This is a genomic window from Streptomyces flaveolus, from assembly GCF_014648815.1.
Lineage (GTDB): Bacteria > Actinomycetota > Actinomycetes > Streptomycetales > Streptomycetaceae > Streptomyces > Streptomyces flaveolus.
Map to the genome: position 1 here is coordinate 164,665 of NZ_BMRV01000012.1, position 17,631 is coordinate 182,295.

17 protein-coding genes are annotated in these 17,631 nt (G+C 70.0%); all 17 read left to right on the plus strand.

The genetic code is table 11. The features are described from left to right. Positions 1 to 4: 4 nt before the first annotated feature. The 17 genes from IEZ05_RS25905 (at position 5) to IEZ05_RS25985 (ending at position 17,620) form a co-directional block, all read left to right on the plus strand. Entirely contained in the window at positions 5 to 193 is a 189-nt protein-coding gene (locus IEZ05_RS25905) for a hypothetical protein (RefSeq protein WP_189232660.1), read from the plus strand. A gap of 13 nt (positions 194 to 206) precedes the next feature. Next, a complete protein-coding gene (locus IEZ05_RS25910) occupies positions 207 to 1,802 on the plus strand; it encodes a phage portal protein (RefSeq protein ID WP_189232661.1) in 1,596 nt (531 codons plus the stop codon). Beyond that, on the plus strand, positions 1,799 to 2,833 hold the full coding sequence (locus tag IEZ05_RS25915; protein WP_189232662.1) for a head maturation protease, ClpP-related: 1,035 nt from the start codon (positions 1,799 to 1,801) through the stop codon (positions 2,831 to 2,833). Before IEZ05_RS25910 ends, IEZ05_RS25915 begins: the two co-directional genes overlap by 4 nt. 11 nt (positions 2,834 to 2,844) lie before the next feature. Beyond that, on the plus strand, positions 2,845 to 4,218 hold the full coding sequence (locus IEZ05_RS25920; RefSeq protein WP_189232663.1) for a phage major capsid protein: 1,374 nt from the start codon (positions 2,845 to 2,847) through the stop codon (positions 4,216 to 4,218). Positions 4,219 to 4,321: 103 nt separating this feature from the next. Beyond that, positions 4,322 to 4,759: a hypothetical protein gene (locus IEZ05_RS25925; RefSeq protein ID WP_189232664.1), complete on the plus strand. Its 438-nt coding sequence runs from the start codon at positions 4,322 to 4,324 to the stop codon at positions 4,757 to 4,759. Between the two features lie 160 nt (positions 4,760 to 4,919). Further along, on the plus strand, positions 4,920 to 5,108 hold the full coding sequence (locus IEZ05_RS25930; protein WP_189232665.1) for a hypothetical protein: 189 nt from the start codon (positions 4,920 to 4,922) through the stop codon (positions 5,106 to 5,108). Between the two features lie 43 nt (positions 5,109 to 5,151). Then, positions 5,152 to 6,204, plus strand: coding sequence for a hypothetical protein (locus tag IEZ05_RS25935; protein ID WP_189232666.1), 1,053 nt, complete (start codon positions 5,152 to 5,154; stop codon positions 6,202 to 6,204). A gap of 2 nt (positions 6,205 to 6,206) precedes the next feature. Continuing rightward, complete coding sequence (locus tag IEZ05_RS25940) at positions 6,207 to 6,581, plus strand: hypothetical protein (RefSeq protein WP_189232667.1); 375 nt, start codon at positions 6,207 to 6,209, stop codon at positions 6,579 to 6,581. Positions 6,582 to 6,586: 5 nt separating this feature from the next. Further along, complete coding sequence (locus IEZ05_RS25945; protein ID WP_189232668.1) at positions 6,587 to 7,045, plus strand: hypothetical protein; 459 nt, start codon at positions 6,587 to 6,589, stop codon at positions 7,043 to 7,045. After that, entirely contained in the window at positions 7,046 to 7,825 is a 780-nt protein-coding gene (locus tag IEZ05_RS25950) for a hypothetical protein (RefSeq protein WP_189232669.1), read from the plus strand. A 10-nt stretch (positions 7,826 to 7,835) separates the two neighbouring features. Further along, entirely contained in the window at positions 7,836 to 8,270 is a 435-nt protein-coding gene (locus IEZ05_RS25955) for a hypothetical protein (protein WP_189232670.1), read from the plus strand. A 29-nt stretch (positions 8,271 to 8,299) separates the two neighbouring features. Continuing rightward, positions 8,300 to 8,707, plus strand: coding sequence for a hypothetical protein (locus IEZ05_RS25960; RefSeq protein WP_229869857.1), 408 nt, complete (start codon positions 8,300 to 8,302; stop codon positions 8,705 to 8,707). Next, positions 8,707 to 9,111, plus strand: coding sequence for a hypothetical protein (locus IEZ05_RS25965; protein ID WP_189232671.1), 405 nt, complete (start codon positions 8,707 to 8,709; stop codon positions 9,109 to 9,111). The genes IEZ05_RS25960 and IEZ05_RS25965 overlap by 1 nt, the downstream gene beginning before the upstream one ends. A gap of 142 nt (positions 9,112 to 9,253) precedes the next feature. Next, complete coding sequence (locus IEZ05_RS25970) at positions 9,254 to 13,018, plus strand: phage tail protein (protein ID WP_189232672.1); 3,765 nt, start codon at positions 9,254 to 9,256, stop codon at positions 13,016 to 13,018. Next, entirely contained in the window at positions 13,019 to 16,861 is a 3,843-nt protein-coding gene (locus tag IEZ05_RS25975; RefSeq protein WP_189232673.1) for a hypothetical protein, read from the plus strand. It abuts the gene before it with no gap. 9 nt (positions 16,862 to 16,870) lie between these two features. Further along, positions 16,871 to 17,392 carry a hypothetical protein gene (locus IEZ05_RS25980; protein ID WP_189232674.1) on the plus strand — a complete coding sequence of 174 codons (522 nt, stop codon included), beginning with the start codon at positions 16,871 to 16,873 and terminating at the stop codon, positions 17,390 to 17,392. A 9-nt stretch (positions 17,393 to 17,401) separates the two neighbouring features. After that, complete coding sequence (locus IEZ05_RS25985) at positions 17,402 to 17,620, plus strand: hypothetical protein (RefSeq protein WP_189232675.1); 219 nt, start codon at positions 17,402 to 17,404, stop codon at positions 17,618 to 17,620. The last annotated feature ends 11 nt before the right edge of the window (positions 17,621 to 17,631 follow it).

Sequence of the window (17,631 nt, forward strand, 5' to 3'; positions counted from 1 at the left end):
TCACGTGACCAGCATGAAGACTCATCTCCGCAGGTGGGCGCAGCAATTGAATAAGTCCATGCCGGTCCTGCTTGACATGACAGGGATCATTCTGTTGTCGGGTGCGGCCATGCTGTGGCATCTGATCGCTGGTCTCGTCGCTGCCGGTCTCGGCTGCTGGCTCCTGAACTGGCGGGTCTACGGCGGCAAGTAGCGAGGGAGGGTGAGTGGCCAGAACCCTCCTCGGTGCGCTGTCCAACGCAGCGCGCACCGCCGCGGCCACCACTCCCGTCCCGTTCACTGGCCGCGCCCAGGCCCGCGCCGTCTTCGGCAGCAACCGCAGCGCCGAAGCGCAGATGCGCGCGATGACCGCCGTGGGCACGCTGTTCGCGATCGTTGACCGCACCAGCAACGCGACCGCGCTCGTCGACTGGCGGCTCTATCGCAAGGCGAAGAGTGGCCGGGACGAAGACCGCGAAGAGGTCACCAGCCACGCCGCCCTCGACCTTTGGAACGCCCCGAACAAGTTCATGCCGCGGCAGGAGTTCGTCGAGGCGCAGCAGCAGCACTTCGACCTCACCGGCGAGGCATGGTGGGTCATCGCCCGCCGTCCCGGCGTGAACATCCCGCTCGAGATCTGGCCGGTCCGCCCCGACCGCATGACCCCCGTGCCGTCCCGCGAGACTTTCCTCGCCGGCTACATCTACACCTCGCCCGACGGGGAGCAAATCCCCCTCGGCCTCGACGAGGTCATTCAGCTTCGCCGGCCGAACCCGCTCGACCCGTACCGTGGCCTGTCGCCGGTGCTGTCGATCCTCCCGGACCTGGACACCAGCCGGTACGCCGCCGAATGGTCACGCGCGTTCTTCATCAACAGCGCGCAGCCGGGCGGGATCATCGAGGTCCCGCAGGCGCTAAGCGACGACCAGTTCGACGAGCTCCGCGAGCGCTGGAACGAGCAGCACCGCGGCGTCGGCAACGCCCACCGGGTGGCGATCCTGGAGCACGGCAAGTGGGTCGACCGCACCATCTCGCAGAAGGACATGCAGTTCGTCGAGCTGCGCGGCGCCACCGCCGACCGGGTCCGCGAGGCCTACGGCATCAGCAAGACCGCCATCGGTGACTTCGAGGACATCAACCGGGCCTCGGCGCTGGCGGCCAAGAGCTGGTTCGCGGAGCAGCAGACCATCCCGCGCCTGGAGCGCATCAAGGCCGCGCTCAACCACGAGCTGCTGCCGATGTTCGGCGCCACCGCCGCGGGCCTGGAGTTCGACTACTGCAACCCGGTGCCCCCGGACCCGGAGCAGGAGACGAAGGAGCTCACCGCCCGGTCGAATGCCGCGCAATCCTTGGTCGCCGCCGGGTACGACGCACAGGCCGCCGCGCTCGCGGTCGGCCTGCCAGATCTGCCGTTCGACGCCGACCGTGACCTGCTGTCCCGGATCGTGCGTGGCGCTCCGTCGCTCGGGCCGCTCATCCTGCCGATGCTCGGCTTCCAACTCCCCGAGGGCTGGCAGAGCCTCGTGCCCGGCGCCAACCCGGAGGCCGCGACGCCCGTGCCGACGAACGCGTGGACGGACGCGGTCGCCGGGCTCCTCGGGGAGGACATCGAGGCCGCGCAGCGGTGGGTCGTGGAGATCACCGACGACGGCGACACCTGCCACAACTGCCGCGAACAGCAGGGACGCACGTACAAGAACCGCGCCGAGGCGTACAAGGACTACCCCGGCGGCGAGGGCTACGTCCGCTGTGAAGGCGTGACCTACGGCAACGACTGCCGCTGCCGCGTGGTGAAGCGGGGACGTAAGGGAGAGGGCTCATGAACATCGCGCTGCCCGGCAAGGCGGGCGTCTTCCAGGCCCGACAGCGGGAGCACGCCGCCCGCGAGCGGACCCGGCTGGGTATCGAGGCCCGCTCCTGGTACCGGATCAACAACGCGGCGGACCCGGACGAGGCCGAGGTCATGCTGTACGACGAGATCGGCGGATGGTTCGGCTCCACGGCCGACGAGCTGATCGCCGAGCTGAAGGGCATCACGGCGCCGCGGATGCGGGTCCGGATCAACTCGCCGGGCGGGTCGGTGTTCGAGGGCATCGCCATCGCCAACGCCCTCCGCGCGCACCCGGCCAGCGTGACGGTCCAGGTGGACAGCGTCGCCGCGTCCATCGCGTCCGTCATCGCCATGGCCGGGGACCGCATCGAGATGGCCCCCAACTCGATGCTGATGATCCACGACGCGTCCGGTGTCTGCATGGGCAACGCCGCCGACATGGACGAGATGAGCGAGCTCCTCGACCTGATCAGCGACAACATCGCCGACGCCTACGCAGCGCGTGCTGGCGGCACCCGCGAACAGTGGCGGGCCCGCATGCAGGCCGAGACCTGGTACCTCCCCGAGGACGCCGTCGCCAACGGCCTCGCCGACGAAGCCCTGTCCGTGCCGAAGACCGGCACGCCGGTCGAGCCGGCCGAGGACCCGGAGCCGGACATGGCCCGCGCCTGGGACCTCGCGGCCTACGGCTACCACGGCCCGCGCTCCGAGCAGCCGAAGGCCGAGGCCGGGCTGACCGAGGACATCCGGACCCTGATCGGCGACGAGGTCGCCGCGCAGCTCGCCGCCGCCGTGACCCCGTCCGTCGAGGACGCGGCCCCGGCCGAGCTGGTCGCCGAGACCACGCCCGTCGAACCCGCCCCCGAGGAGCTGGCGCCCGAGCCGGAACCGGAGGCGCCCGCCGCCGTAGACCAGTGGGCGGCGATGACCGCTCACCTCACCAAGGACGAGCCCGACGCGTGGTCGGTGCTGGTCTCCACCCTCACCACCACGGCGTCGTCCAGCGCGGCGACGGAAGCCTGAAGGAGGCACCAGTGGCTACTCCCACCATCCCGCGCAACGCCGACGAACTGGCGGAGATGCTCGCGGACCCGGCCAAGGCCAAGGACGTTGTTGCGTCCCCCGACGACCTGAAGAACTTCATCACGGCCTACGCCGAGAAGCAGCAGGGCGACGGCACCGACGTGCAGCGCCTCGTCGACGAGGGCGTGCAGAAGGGCCTCGCTGACTTCCTCCGCTCCAACGGCGCCGAGATCAAGGACCGGCAGGCCGGGGACGCGATCAAGCGTCTCGACCTGAACCCGCATAACGGGCGCGGCTCCCGCGCCAACATGCTGACCTCGCACCGGCAGGGCACCGCCCACAACGCGGCGGCCCCCGGCGCGCAGCTCGACCAGCACTTCGCGTCGGGCATCGACTACGTCCAGAACATCTGGCACAAGAACCCCCAGGCCAACGCCGAGAAGCTGTCCGCCCTCCGGAACGCGGCGTCGTCCGTGTCGCCGGCCGACGGTGGGTTCCTCGTCCCGGAGACGCTGCGCTCCAACCTGATGGAGATCGCGCTGGAGATGTCGGTGGTCCGGCCGCTCGCCACCGTCGTCCCGATGGAGTCGGCCCGGGTTCCGTTCCCGATGATCGACTCCACGACGAACGCCGGGTCTGTGTTCGGCGGCATGGTCGCCTACTGGGGTGAGGAGGGCGCGCCCCTCAACGACGCCTCGCCGAAGTTCGGCAGGGTCACCCTGGACGCGAAGAAGCTGACCGGCCTCAGCGCGGTCCCGAACGAGCTGCTGCAGGACTCCATCACCTCGTTCGCGGCGCTGCTGGAGCGGCTGTGGCCGCAGGCCCTCGCCTTCTCCGAGGACAACAGCTTCATGGCTGGTTCCGGTGTAGGCGAGCCGCTCGGCTTCCGCGGCGCCGGGAACCCGTCGGCGGTCCCGGTGGCCCGCACCACCGCCAACAAGATCAAGTACGCGGACATCGTCAAGATGTACTCCCGCATGCTCCCCAGCTCCCTGCCGCGCGCCGTGTGGACCTGCTCCCCGGACGCCCTGCCCGAGCTCCTCACCATGGCCCTCGACGTCGGCACCGGCGGCAACAGCGTGTTCGTCGTCAACGCCGCCGCCGCGCACCCGATGACCATCTTCGGACGGCCGCTCATCATCACCGAGAAGGCGGGCACCCTCGGCGCCCGCGGCGACATCGCGTTCAGCGACCTGTCGTACTACCTCGTCGGTGACCGGCAGACCATGACCGCCGACTCCTCGACGGATTACCAGTTCGGCGCGGACAAGACCACCTTCCGCATCATCCAGCGCGTGGACGGCCGCCCGTGGCTGCAGTCCGCCATCACCCCCGCGAACGGCAGCGCCAACACGCTGTCCCCGTTCATCGAGCTCGCCGCCTAAGCGGCAGCACCCCCGGCCGCCGCCGGCATTCACACCCCGGCGGCGGCTTGCACCGGGCCGGCAGTGTCGCCCCGGACCCGAACCTCAGACGAAAGGAAGCCCGATGTCTCAGAAGGCACTTGGCAGGATCTTCAACACCACCCCCGCCGCGGACGGCGTGTGGATCGCCCTCAAGGGCGCCGCGGGCGTCACGTTCGCCTGCTACCTTGCGGGCGGGGTCGGCGACACCTACACGCTGCAGGAGGCACGCGACGCCTCGGGCACCGGTGCGCAGAACCTCGCGGTCGTCACCGAGTACCACACGTCCACCGGCAACGGCTCGGACACGTGGACCCGACGCACCCAGGCCGCAGCCGCGACCGTCGTCACCGCGGCGTCGGCCACGCAGAACGCTGCCGTGGTCGAGGTCGAGGGCACCTCGCTGTCCGACGGCTACAAGTACGTGAAGATCACCTCCACCGGCAACGGCACCGTCAACGCGATCACCCGCGACCTGATGGCCGGCCGGGCCCCCGCGAACCTCCCGGCCACGGGCGCCTGATCGTGGCGCTGTGGGTGTGCACCGGCTGCACCACCGCCTACGCGGTCGGTGCGGCCCGGTGCCCGCAGTGCGGCGAGTCCGAGTACGTCGAGCAGGGAGCAGCAGTGCCGAAGATCACCGTTCACGGCGGCGCCACGAACGCCGCTGCCAAGGAGGAGCCGTGGCCTGGGAGCAGCTCCTCGACATCGTCCGAGAAGCCGTCGACCTCGCCCGAGAAGAGCGAGACCGAGACCCCGTCGCCTGCCCGAACGACGGGGAGCCGCTCGAAGCGGGCCCGGACGGCGACCTCTACTGCCCGTGGGACGGGTGGCGACCGGGAGGCGGGTACGTCGGAGACCGGCTCCGCTGACGCCTGACCCGACCCAACCAGCACACGAGAGGAGGTGAGAGAGATGCAGCCGGTGTACGCCACCCGCGAGGAGATCAAGACGGAGTTGGACGTGCGGGAAACCGCCCGCTCCAACGCGCGGATCGACCGCGCCCTGGACGACGCATCCCGCGCCGTCGAGGCCCTGTGCCACCGGAAGTTCTACCCGGAGCAGGACACCCGCTTCTTCGACTGGCCGGACTCCCAGTACCGGCCGTCGTGGCGGCTGTGGCTGGACGACTCTGAGCTGATCTCCCTCACCTCCCTCGTCAGCGGCGGTGTGACGATCGACCCGGCCGACGTCCTCCTCGAACCGAACCGGTCGGGCCCTCCGTTCAATCGGATCGAGATCAACCTCGGGAGCAACGCCACCTACGGTGGCGGCGACACCCACCAGCGGGACATCGCCATCACCGGACTCTGGGGCTACCGCAACGACGAGACCCCGGCCGGCGTGCTGGCCGAGGCCCTGGACGACACCGAGACCAGCGTCGACGTGGACGCCGAGGCGTCGGCGGCCGTCGGCGTCGGCAGCGTGCTGAGGGTCGACAGTGAGCGGCTCCTCGTCACCGGCCGGACGCAGCTCGACACCGGACAGACCGTCGGCGGCGCCGGACTGACCGCGATCAACAACAACGTGACCCTCACCGTGCAAGACGGTGCCGCCTTCGCGGCTGGCGAGGTGGTCCTCGTCGACGGCGAGCGGATGCGGATCGACGACGTCGCCGGCAACACGCTGGTGGTGACGCGGGCGTGGGACGGGTCGACGATCGCCGCCCACCCGGCCGGGACCACGATCTACGCGCCGCGGACCCTGACCGCGCAGCGAGCCGCGCTCGGCACCACCGCAGCCACGCACGCCCTGGGCGCGCCGGTCCACCTGTTCGTCCCGCCGGGCCCGGTCCGGCAGTTCGTCGTGGCCGAGGCCCTGAACGATCTGCTGCAGGGCCGCGCCGGTTACGCGCGGACGGCGGGCGCGGGGGAGTACCAACGCGAGGTCACCGGCCGCGGACTCCGCGAACTCCGGGACCGCGTGTACGCCTCCCACGGCCGTCACGCACGGATGCGGGGGGTGTGACCATGCGCTTCAACGTCTCCACCCGTGCCGACGGCCCCATGTTCGACGGCCGCGCCCGCCGCGCCCTCAACTCCTACGTCGACCACCTGGAGAGGGACCTCGCCGACACCGGCCGCGGAATCCTCCTCGACGAACTCGACCGCGTCCTCCAGACGCAGACGCCGTACTACACGACCCGCATCGACGTCATCGACGGCACGACGATCTGGGACAACCGAGTCGTCTACGGCCCGTGGCTCGCGGGCGTCGGCAGCAGGAACTACCCGGCCACGAAGTTCAAGGGCTACGACCACTGGCCCGTGACCAGGGACAAGCTCAACGCCCGGAAGCGCGGCATCGGCGAGCGGCTGCTCCGCCGCTACACGGGACGGATGTGATCGCCGTGCCTCTGGATCTCGTCACCTACCGCGCGGCAGCGATGTCCCACGCCCAGGCCCTTGGCCTGTTCGGAGACGTGCTCGACCACGAGCCTGTGTCCGCACCGGGCTCCGGACTGACCTACGCCCTGTGGGTCAACCGCGTCACCTCCATCCCGGCCCGGTCCGGTCTGAACACTGTCTCCGCCCGTCTGGAGCTGTCGGGCAGGGTCTTCATGCCAGCGGACACCGAGCCGCAGGGCGACGTCGATATCGCCGTGACGGGCGCGGTGTCCGCGCTGATGGGCGCGTACTGCGGCGACTTCGAACTGAGCGGAAGCGTTGCGGCCGTCGACCTGCTCGGGATGCACGGGGCGCCGCTGGGCGCGCAGTTCGGGTACGCGCGGCTGGGCTCGACGACGTACCGGGTGGCCACGCTCACCATCCCGCTGATCATCAACGACGCATGGAACGAGGTGGCTTAGGTGGCCAAGCAGAGCGGGCTCGCGCAGGGGTTCTACCTGGGCGGCTACGACCTGTCCGGGGACACCGGCGCGGGCAACGAGATCGGCGGCGGGCTGACGGGCACGCAGGACGTGACCGGCATCGACAAGAGTGCCTACGAGCGGAAGGGCCTGCTGCGCGACGGCCGCCTGTCCTGGACCAGCTTCTTCAACCCCGAGAAAGCGTCGGACGTCCCCGGCACCACCACCGACCACGCGCACGCGGTCCTGTCCACAATCCCCACCACCGACCGGCACCTGATGTGGATCACCGGCCGGTCGATCGGCTCGGCCGCCGCCTGCATGGTCGGCAAACAGATCGGCTACGACCCCAGCAGGGGCGCCGACGGCGCGCTCACCATCTCGGTGTCGGCGCAGGCCAACGGCTACGGCCTGGAGTGGGCGACCCTCGCGACGGCCGGCGTGCGCACGGACACGACCGCGACGAACGGCGCCAGCCTCGACCTCGGCACCGGCCCGCTGGCCTTCGGTCTGCAGGCGTACCTCCAGGTGACCGCGTTCACCGGGACCAGCGCCACGATCAAGCTGCAGGAGTCCTCGGACAACGGTGCGGCCGACACCTGGACGGACGTGGTCGGCGGCGGCTTCACCGCGGTGACGACCGGGCCGACGGCGGAGCGCATCCAGACCGCGCGGACCCAGACCGTCGAGCGGTACCTGCGCGTGGCCACGATCGGCACTTTCACCAACCTGCGGTTCCTGGTGGCCGTAGCCCGCCCCGACGTCCTGACCACCTTCTGAGGAGACCACGATGACCGAACCGTTCCGTCTCCCAGCCGCCGGCCCCGTGCAGGCATACCAGACGTTCAGCGTCCGCTCCCGCCCCGACCAGGCCGTGCGCACCGTGTGCGAGCGCGTCGGGTGCGCGGCGTGGCGGCAGGGCTGGGACTCCACCGTCGACGAGCGCACCGACCTCGGCGCGCAGCAGGCCGCGTACATCCGCACGCAGTCGGGCCGCACGTTCCGCGAGATGAAGACCGCCGCCGGGCTGACCGTCTTCCGGTTCGAGTCCGGCCAGAGGTGCTTCGCCGAGCATCAGACCCGCCCGGAGCTGTACCTCGTCCGCGACGGGGACTCCCGCGGTAACCCCACCGGCAGGCAGCGCGTGCACACGCGAGCAGCCGACTGGGTGGAGCACATGCAGGAAGAGTTCGGCCGGTTCAACGAGGACCGCCGCCGGGGCTGACCCCCGACCATCACAGAAGGGACACCACCATGGCGAAGGAAACGGGCCTCGGCTGGACCACGTTCAGCGTGGACGACTCCGCCGGCACCGCGCGGGACATCCGCAACGACTGCACCAACGTGGACTGGTCCATGCCGAGGGGCGTGCAGGACGTCACCGGCCTGGACAAGAGCGCCATCGAAAGGCTGCTGCTCCTCGCCGACTTCAGCGGCACCGCCAACGGGGTCTTCAACGACGCCGCGAACGCCAGCCACAGCGTGCTGAAGACGGTGTCGTCGACCTCGGTCAACCGGACGATCAGCATCGGCGTCTCCGGGCAGACCCTCGCGAACGAATGCCTGATCACCGACTACGCCCTCACCCGCGCGGCCAGCGGTGAGTTCACCTGGTCCGCGCCGTTCTCCCTCGCCGACGGCACCGTCCCCACCTGGAGCTGATGATGACCTTCGACGCAACGCCCGCGCCGGTGACCGTCCGGTTCCAGCCGGGCCACAAGTACCACGGCGCCGAGGCACGCCTGCGCGGCATGAGCATCGGCGAGTACATGCAGGCCACCGGCATGGACGGCGGCGAGGGCGAAGACACCGCGAAGACCATGGAGCGGTTCTTCAAGTCGCTCGTGTCCTGGAACCTCACCATCGACGGCCAACCCCTGCCGCCCACCCCCGAGGCCATGCAGCTGGCGGATCAGAAGCTGATCCGCGCGCTGAACAACCAGTACGTCACGTCGCTGATGGGGGTGCCCGACAGCGACCCTTTGCCCGAGAGCTCCACCTCTGGCGAACCCTCCCCGGCGCCCGCAATTCCGATGGCACCACTGTCGGAGAACCAGGCGAGCTGATCGAAGCCCGGTGGCTCCTCCGGATCCTCCGGAAGTTCCCGGGCTACACCCTCTCCACCCTGCTGCAGGAGGACGTGCGGCTCCTGCGCCTGCTCCACATCGAAGCCCTCGGCACGAACCCCGACGAAGGAGGTGACGACGCATGGCCGGAGACGACGTAACGATCACCATCCGGGCCGACTCGGGTGACGCAGTCCGCGCGTTCCGTGACGTCGACGGCCGCCTGCGCGACATGCGCGGCCGGTTCGTGTCCGAGGGCTCCATCATGACCGCCTCGATGGGTCGGCTCTCCGGTGCCATCGGCGGTGTCCGCGGCTCGATCATCCCCCTCGCCGCGGCTGCGGTGCCGCTGGCCTCTGCTCTCGCTCCGGTCGCCCTGAAGGCCGGGGCGGCCAGCGTGGCGGTGGCTGCCTTCGGTGCGGCGGTGGCCGGGCAGAAAGCGCACCTCGACGACGCCGCGAAGGCGCAGGAGGCGTACACGGCCGCCGTCGGTAAGTACGGCAGCGGATCGAAGCAGGCCGCCGAGGCGCAGCGGAACCTCGCCGCGACGATGTCCTCGATGCCCGAGGCGACCGCCCGCGCCGCGGTGCAGCTGCAGACACTGAAGGGCACGTGGCAGGACTGGTCGGACTCGACGGCGAAGTTCACCATGGCGCCGGTCGAGAAGTCGTTCGTCGTCCTCGGGCAGATGATCCCGAAGCTGACGCCGATGGTGCAGGGATCATCCACCCAGTTGGAGCGGCTCGTCGACGTGGCCGGCGGCATGGTCATGTCCCCCGGGTTCGACGCGCTGGCGGACAAGTTCTCCCGCTTCGCGAACGAGTCGCTGCAGGCGGCCGTGGACGGTGTCATCCACTTCGCCCGGGTCCTCTCGGAGGGTGGCGGCGGGGACGGGGCGCTCGCCTCGTTCATGGAGTACGCCGAGCGGAACGGGCCAGCGCTAAAGGAGACGCTGTCCAGCGTCGGCGACGCGGTGTCCACTCTGGTTGAGGCTGCGGCGGACGCCGGGCCGGGCATGCTGACGTTGGTCAACGCCGCGGCGAAGCTCGTGACGGCCCTGCCGCCCGAGCTGGTCACCGTGCTGATGCAGACCGCCGTCGGCCTGAAGCTGGTCACCCTGGCCGGCGCGGGGGCCGCGGCTGCGGCGGGCGGGATCACCAAGATCCGGACGGCGATCCTGGCGCTGAGTGCCACATCCGCGGCGGCGGGCGGCGGCATGGCTGGTCTGGCGGCGGCGTTCGGGTCGCTGTCGAAGGTCGCGAAGGCCAGCGTGATCGTCGCTGGTATCGGGCTCGCGGCGGTCGCGATCGACAAGCTGTCGTCGCTCGGGGAAGAGGCCCCGCCCAACGTCGACCGTCTGACGACCAGTCTCGGCCAACTCGGGCGTACCGGGAAGGCCACCGGCGAGCTCGCGAAGGCGTTCGGCGAGGACTTCTCCAAGCTGAACGACGTGATTGGCAAGGTCGTCGACCCCTCCGTGGTGGAGTCCGTCAACAACTGGGGCGCCAAGTGGAGCAACGGAATCCTCGACGGCGGTGACGCGACCGAGGACTTCACGAAGAAGGTCGACGCGACCGACGAGGCCCTGACCAACCTGGTCAGGAACGGGAACGCCGAACTCGCCGGCGCCGCCCTCAAGCAGGTGCTGGCGGGACTGGACCCGGAGAACGCGAAGAAGTTCCGCGAGGGGCTGGAGGGTTACGACTCCGCGCTCGCCGACCTGGCGTTCGAGCAGGACGCCACGGCCGACAGCATGGGCGTCTTCGGTCAGGCCGCGATGGACACGCAGGCCAAGCTCTCCGCGCAGCAGCAGGCGGCCGATGGGCTGAGGCAGAGCATCCTCGCCCTGAACGACGCCAACCGCAGCGCCTACGACGCGCAGATCGGATTCGAAGCAGCCCTCGACGGCCTCAGCGAGGCGTTCGCGAAGAACGGCGCCACGCTGGACTTGAACACGGAAGCCGGCCGCGCCAACGGTCAGGCCATGTCGCAGGCGGCGAAAGCCCAGGACGAGATGCTGGCGGCTGGGCTGGCGGCCGGCGAGTCCCTCGGGTCGATGCAGCAGAAGAGCGACCAGCTCCGCGAGTCGATGATGAAACTGGCCGTCGACGCATTCGACGGGAACCGGCAGAAGGCCACCGAGTACGTCAACACGCTGCTGGGCGCTCCCGGCGAGATCAAGACCATGGTCAAGCTGGAGCGCGAAGAGGCCATCCGCGGTCTGGGCGAGGTCCAGGCCGCGATCGACGCGACCCCGAACGCGCACCAGGTGCACGTCTCCACACTGAACGGCGCGGCCATCGCAGCCCTGGAAGCAGTGGGGCTGAAGACGAAACGGCTACCCGATGGCCGGACCGCCGTGTACACGGCGAATGGGTCGGCTCTCGGCAACATCGGCGCCGTCAACGCCGCGCTGAACGCGATCGACGGCAAGACCGCTCGCACCACCGTCACCACCGTCCGGCAGACCGTCTTCACCACCCAGGGCACGCCCAACAAGGTCGCCCCGGCGCACCGCGACTACGCGCTGGGCGGCAAGGTCCGGGGGTACGCGGAGGGCGGCGACGTGCAGATGGCGCCGAACGGGCTGCTCAGCGGGCCCGGTACCGGCACCAGCGACTCCATCCTCGCGCTGTTCGCGAGCGGCGCCGTCGGCGCGGTGTCGGACACCGAGTTCGTGGTCAACGCCAAGTCGACAAAGAAGTACCTGCCGCTGCTGGAGGCCATCAACAAGGACAAGCTCGGCCGGTACGCCAAGGGCGGGTCAGTCTCCAAGTCGGAGAGGGAGGCCCGGCGGGCGGCGCTCGGCGATCTCACCCTGTCGCACTTCGGGTACATGTCGGGCTGGCGGAACTCGGAGATCCGTAACGAACTCGGCAAGCCGCAGTCCGTGTCGGCGCTGGTGGGGACGCTGAACGAGTGGCGTTCCTCCATCCAGAAGGCGACGCACGGCAAGACCGAATCGAACCTGCTGCGGCAGCTCGACGCCACCGGGAAGAAGCTGTTCACCTACCAGCAGCAGCTCGGCAAGGCGAACGCCTCGCTGGAGAAGTCGAAGGATCGGCTCGACGACCTGCGGCAGGCGTCCTCGCAGCTCAGCGAGAGCATCAAGAGTGGCGTCCTCAACTCGGCGAACATCACGAAGAACCGGTCCGACGGGCCGGTCACCGTGGCGTCCATCATGGGCGGCCTCACCGCGTCGAGGGACAAGGCGACCGCCTTCTCGAAGGCCCTCGCGGACCTGAAGAAGAAGGGCTTGTCCGGCGCGCTCATCGAGCAGATCGGTCAGGCCGGCATCGACGGCGGCGGGCTGGAGACGGCGGGCGCGCTGCTGAACGCGTCGGGCTCGGAGATCAAGTCGCTGAACGGTCTGCAGTCGCAGGTCGTCGGCGCGGCGGCGGCGGCCGGGAAGACGACGGCGGACGCGGTGTACGCCTCGCAGATCAAGGGGCAGGAGGCGCTGGTGAAGGCGTGGCAGACCACCACGTCCAAGCTCAGCGGGTCGATGGACAAGCTCGCGGCGGCGATGGAGAAGGCCATCGAGAAGGGCTACGGCTACAAGGCGTCGGGCGGCATCATCGGCGCCGCGTCGGGCGGGATCCGCTCGAACCTGACGTGGGTGGGCGAGCACGGGCCCGAGCTCCTGGACCTCCCCGCTGGCGCGCGGGTGTGGTCGGCGCCGGACTCCCGCCGCATGGTCCGGGACCACTGGGCTTCGATGCTGAACCGGCCGCAGGGCGGAGGCCGGCAGTACCGGCCGACGGCGAGCGCGCCGGCGAGCAGCCAGCCGATGGTGCTCAACGTGGCGATCGGTGGCCGGGAGTTCGGCCAGCTGTGGGTGGACACCGCACGCCGCGAGGTCCGCGGCTTGGGTGGGTTGAAGGCGACTTTCGGGACGGTGGACTAGATGGCAACGTTCCCGATCAAGGTAGAGCTGGGCTTCAACGGCACGACGTGGACGGACGTCTCCTCGGACGTCCGCTACCAGGACCGGATTCGCATCACGCGCGGGCGGCGGGACGAGGGCTCCCAGACGGACACGGCCCGCTGCCTGTTCACCCTGGACAACTCGGACGGCCGGTACACGCCGAAGAACCCGACCGGCCCGTACTTCGGGCAGATCGGACGGAACACGCCCTGCCGGGTATCGGTCATGGCGGGGGAGGCGTACCTCGACCTGCCCAGCATCAGTACCCTCGACTACGCCGAAACCCCCGACACGGCGGCCCTCGACATCACGGGGGACATCGACGTCCGGGCGGACCTGACGCTGGCGAACTGGCTGCCGCCGGCCACCGACAGCCCGGCCACCACGGAGATGATGGGCAAGTTCGGCCAGGCCGGGCAGCGGTCCTGGTTCCTCGGGGGCCGGGGCGGGCGGCTCTACTTCGAGTGGTCGGCCGACGGCACCAACACGATCGGCGCCTCCTCGACGATCCCACCCGTCATCCCCGGCTCCGGGCGTCTGGCGATCCGGGCCTGGCTCGACGTCGACAACGGCAGCGGCGGCTGGACGGTGCGTTTCTACACGGCCGCCCACCTCGACGCGCCGTGGACCCAGCTCGGCGACCCCGTCACTGGCAGTGGCGTGACCAGCATCTTCAACAGTACGGCCGGGGTTCGGATCGGCAACGCGACGCCGATCGGGTTCTCCATGCCGCTGGGCCGCGCGCACGCCGCCGAGATCCGCTCGGGCGCCTGGGGCACTGTCGTCGCCCAGCCGCGGTTCAACCAGCAGGCGATCGGCGCGACGTCGTTCGTCGACTCGGCGGGCCGCACGTGGACACTCAACGGGAACACGTCGATCACGAACAGGCAGACGAGGTTCGTGGGTGAGGTCACGTCGTGGCCGGTCCGCTGGCAGACGAAGCAGGACGTCGTCGTCAACGTCGAGGCGTCTGGGATCTCCCGCCGCATGTCGCAGGGTGTCAGCCCCGTCCGCTCCCCGATGTACCGCGAGTTCACCAACCCGGCCCGCACGGCGATCGTCGCCTACTGGCCCATGGAGGACGACGAGGCGGCCACGAGGTTCGCGTCGGCTCTCGACGGGCAGCCGCCTCTCACTCTGTCCACGGCGGGCGGGGTGCAGCCGGCTGCGTTCTCGGGGTGGGCGGCGTCGGCTCCGCTGCCGACGGTGACGTGGGGGGCGATGCGGGCGCGGGTGCCTGCGTACACGGCGTCGGGCGCGGTGTCGGTCCGCGTGTTCGTGCAGGTCCCGGCGGGTGGCGTGTCCGGTACGGACGAGCTGTTCGGGTTCACGGCCACGGGTTCCGCCAGGACGTGGCGTGTCTTCATCAACACGTCCGGGAACCTCGAACTGCGGGTCCACGACGCGGACGGCGTACAGATCCTCGGCACCGGGTTCTTCGTCTTCGGCATCAACGGCGTGCCCCGGATGCTGCAGCTGGAGCTCGTACAGAACGGCGCCAACATCGACTGGAACCTGGCCTCGTTCACGATGGCGGACACGTCCGTGTCAGCCACCTCGTCGTCCGGCACGATCCTCGGCCAGACGTTCGGCGCGGCGACGGAGATGGAGATCGGGCAGGACGGTCTGCTGAACGGGACCGCGCTCGGGCACCTGGTCGTGGCGTCGGCGACGACCGCGTATGCGGGTACGGCTGGCGCGATGGTCGGCTGGAACGGGGAGACCACGACGGCCCGCGTGTGGCGGCTCGGCGCGGAGGAGAAGGCCTACTGCTACCCGGCGTCTGTCTCGGAGGAGCGGATGGGCGTGCAGGGGCAGGCGACGCTGCTGGATGTGATGCGGGAGTGCGAGGCTGTCGATCAGGGCGTGCTCTTCGAGAGCAGGGACGCCTACCCCGTGTTCCGGTTCCGGGACCACGTCAGCCTCTACAACCAGGCCCCGGCCATGGTCCTCAACTACCGGGGTGGCGACGGGCTGGTCACGCCGCTGGAACCGACCGACGACGACCAGTCCGTCCGCAACGACCGCACCGTGCAGCGCACAGGCGGCTCCAGCACGCGCCGCACCCTCGACGCAGGGCCCCTGTCCATCCAGGCCCCACCGAACGGCGTCGGCACCTACGACGACAGCACCAGCCTCAACCTCTTCTCGGACGCGCAGACCAGCGACCAGGCCGGATGGCTCCTCCACCTCGGCACCGTCGACGAGACCCGCTACCCCGTCGTCCGCATGATGCTCGCCGCCGCCCCCAGCAAGGTCGCCCAGGCCGCGGCCGTGGACATCGGCGACCGCATCCAGATCACCAACCCCCCGTCCTGGCTGCCCCCGGACACCATCGACCTGATGGTCCAGGGCTACAGCGAGGATCTCGACCAGTTCGAATGGACGATCAGCTTCAACTGCACGCCAGCCACGCCGTGGGATGTGGCCTGGTCCGGGAACGCGTCGGCGGCCACCGCCGCCCGGGAGTTCCAGTGGCAGGACACGGCAGGCTCCCAGCTCGCCGAGGCCCTGACGACGACCGAGACTGACGTGGACGTCACCACCACCAGCGGCCCCCTGTGGACCCCGAACGTGGCGGACACCCCGTTCGACTGGCGGGTGGCCGGCGAGGTCATGACCGTCACCGCGCCCGGGTCCCTGACCACCGACAACCCGTTCTTCGACACGGACTTGTCCGGCTGGAGCACATCGAACGTGGTGATCGACCGGTCCACCACCTACGTCTGCCCCCACCCCCGCGCCCGGTCGTCCATGCGGATCGTCCCGGACGGGGTCAGCGCCTCCGGGTCACCGAACAGCGCGATCACCGCCGCGGGCACCGTCACGCCGGGCGCCACGTACACCGCGTCGATGTGGGTGTTCTCCGTGAACGGCTGGTCCGACGTCCGCCCCACCATCGACTGGCACAACGCCGCGGGCACCTTCATCTCCACGTCCGTAGGCTCGGCGTACACCGTCCCTGCGAGCACCTGGACTTACCTGGAGTCCACGTATGCGGCGCCGGCAGGCGTGTCGCGGATGCGAGTGCGGGCCCGGATCGGTGCGACACCGGCGGCGTCGGACGTGCTGTACGCGTGGGCGGTGCGGGGGACCCGGGCCCGGTCGTCGTGGTTGTACGACACGTTCGGTCGGACGGCGTCCTCGACGTGGGACCTGGCCGAGTCGGGGCAGACCTGGCAGACCGGCGGCGGCACCGCGGCGGACTACAACGTGACAGGCGGGTACGGTGCGCACCGGCTGTCCGTCGCCAACTCGTCGCGCCGCACGTTCGTGGACTGCCCGTACCCGGACTTCGACTACTACGCCAGTCTCACGACCAGCGCGACCGCAACGGGCGGATCGATCTTCGGGGGGCCGACCGGTCGGTACATCGACTCGTCGAACCTGTACCACTGCCGGGTCGCGTTCTCGACGACGAATACCCTCACGCTGGCCATCATCCGGATGGTGGGCGGGGTGGAGACCAGCCTCGGATCCGCGACCATCGAGCGGGCCTACGCGCCCGGCACGTGGGTGCGAGTGCGGTTCCAGGCGTCGGGAACGACGCTCCGGGCGAAGGCCTATCTGGCGGGCGCTCCGGAGCCGAACGTCTGGCACGTCACCGCCACCGATTCGGCGATCTCCACGTCGTCGTACATCGGCGTCCGGTCGATCTCCGCCAGCACGAACACCAACACGAACCCCGAGGTCCGCTACGACGATCTCGACGTCGTCAACCCGCAGACGTACACCGTGACCCGCTCGGCGAACGGCGCGATCAAGAACCAGAACGCGGGCGCCGCGGTGGCGCTCGCGACCCCCACCGTCCAAGCCCTGTAGGAGGCACGCATGTCCGCCTATCCCACGCTGTACGCGGGGCAGCGCATCACCTCCGGGCTGCTCGCCTCGCTACAGGCCGACATCACCTGGAAGGCGAGCAACACCGACCGCGCGGCGACGACCACGTTCGTTGACGACCCGGACCTGACGACGACACTCGCAGCGAACGCCACCTATCACGTGATCTTCTACCTCCACTTCGCCGCACTCAACGCCGCCAGGTTCAAGACCGTGTGGACCGTGCCCTCCGGAGCGTCCGGCACCCGGTCGGTGATCGGCCCGGACCAGGGCGCCATCCTCTCCATCACCTCCAGCGGCGGCCAAGGCCGCTACGGCGTCCACAACTTCACGACGGCCTGCACCTACGGCACCCGCGACGACAACACCCTGCTCTGCGCCGGGATCGAGGAGGCCGTCGTCACCACATCCAGCGCCGGAACCCTCGCCGTCCAGTGGGCCCAAGCCACCTCCAGCGCCTCGTTCACCCGGCTCGGCGCCGGATCATCCCTGCACGTCCGACGACTGGCCTAGGAGGCTGTCATGGCTGAACTCCTCACCCCCTACTACAAACTCCAAGCCCAGGGCCCCGCGGAGACCGGCATCGTCATGACGATGCGGATCGAGGAAGGCGCCGGCGGCCCGCTGGAGGGCTGGACCACGGACCTGCTGCTGGCCAAGTTGCGCGAACTGCTGCAGGGCGAGGACCCGCTCGTGCGCACCGCGCTGGTCCGCACCGACACCACGACCGTCACCCTGTAGGAGGGGCCCGC

Bases quoted from the DNA above. Each gene is read 5' to 3' on its own strand.
- IEZ05_RS25975 (WP_189232673.1), top strand. From the start codon at position 13,019: ATGGCAACGTTCCCGATCAAGGTAGAGCTGGGCTTCAACGGCACGACG.
- IEZ05_RS25970 (WP_189232672.1), top strand. From the start codon at position 9,254: ATGGCCGGAGACGACGTAACGATCACCATCCGGGCCGACTCGGGTGAC.
- IEZ05_RS25915 (WP_189232662.1), top strand. From the start codon at position 1,799: ATGAACATCGCGCTGCCCGGCAAGGCGGGCGTCTTCCAGGCCCGACAG.
- IEZ05_RS25935 (WP_189232666.1), top strand. From the start codon at position 5,152: ATGCAGCCGGTGTACGCCACCCGCGAGGAGATCAAGACGGAGTTGGAC.
- IEZ05_RS25985 (WP_189232675.1), top strand. From the start codon at position 17,402: ATGGCTGAACTCCTCACCCCCTACTACAAACTCCAAGCCCAGGGCCCC.
- IEZ05_RS25940 (WP_189232667.1), top strand. From the start codon at position 6,207: ATGCGCTTCAACGTCTCCACCCGTGCCGACGGCCCCATGTTCGACGGC.
- IEZ05_RS25955 (WP_189232670.1), top strand. From the start codon at position 7,836: ATGACCGAACCGTTCCGTCTCCCAGCCGCCGGCCCCGTGCAGGCATAC.
- IEZ05_RS25965 (WP_189232671.1), top strand. From the start codon at position 8,707: ATGATGACCTTCGACGCAACGCCCGCGCCGGTGACCGTCCGGTTCCAG.
- IEZ05_RS25925 (WP_189232664.1), top strand. From the start codon at position 4,322: ATGTCTCAGAAGGCACTTGGCAGGATCTTCAACACCACCCCCGCCGCG.
- IEZ05_RS25980 (WP_189232674.1), top strand. From the start codon at position 16,871: ATGTCCGCCTATCCCACGCTGTACGCGGGGCAGCGCATCACCTCCGGG.
- IEZ05_RS25960 (WP_229869857.1), top strand. From the start codon at position 8,300: ATGGCGAAGGAAACGGGCCTCGGCTGGACCACGTTCAGCGTGGACGAC.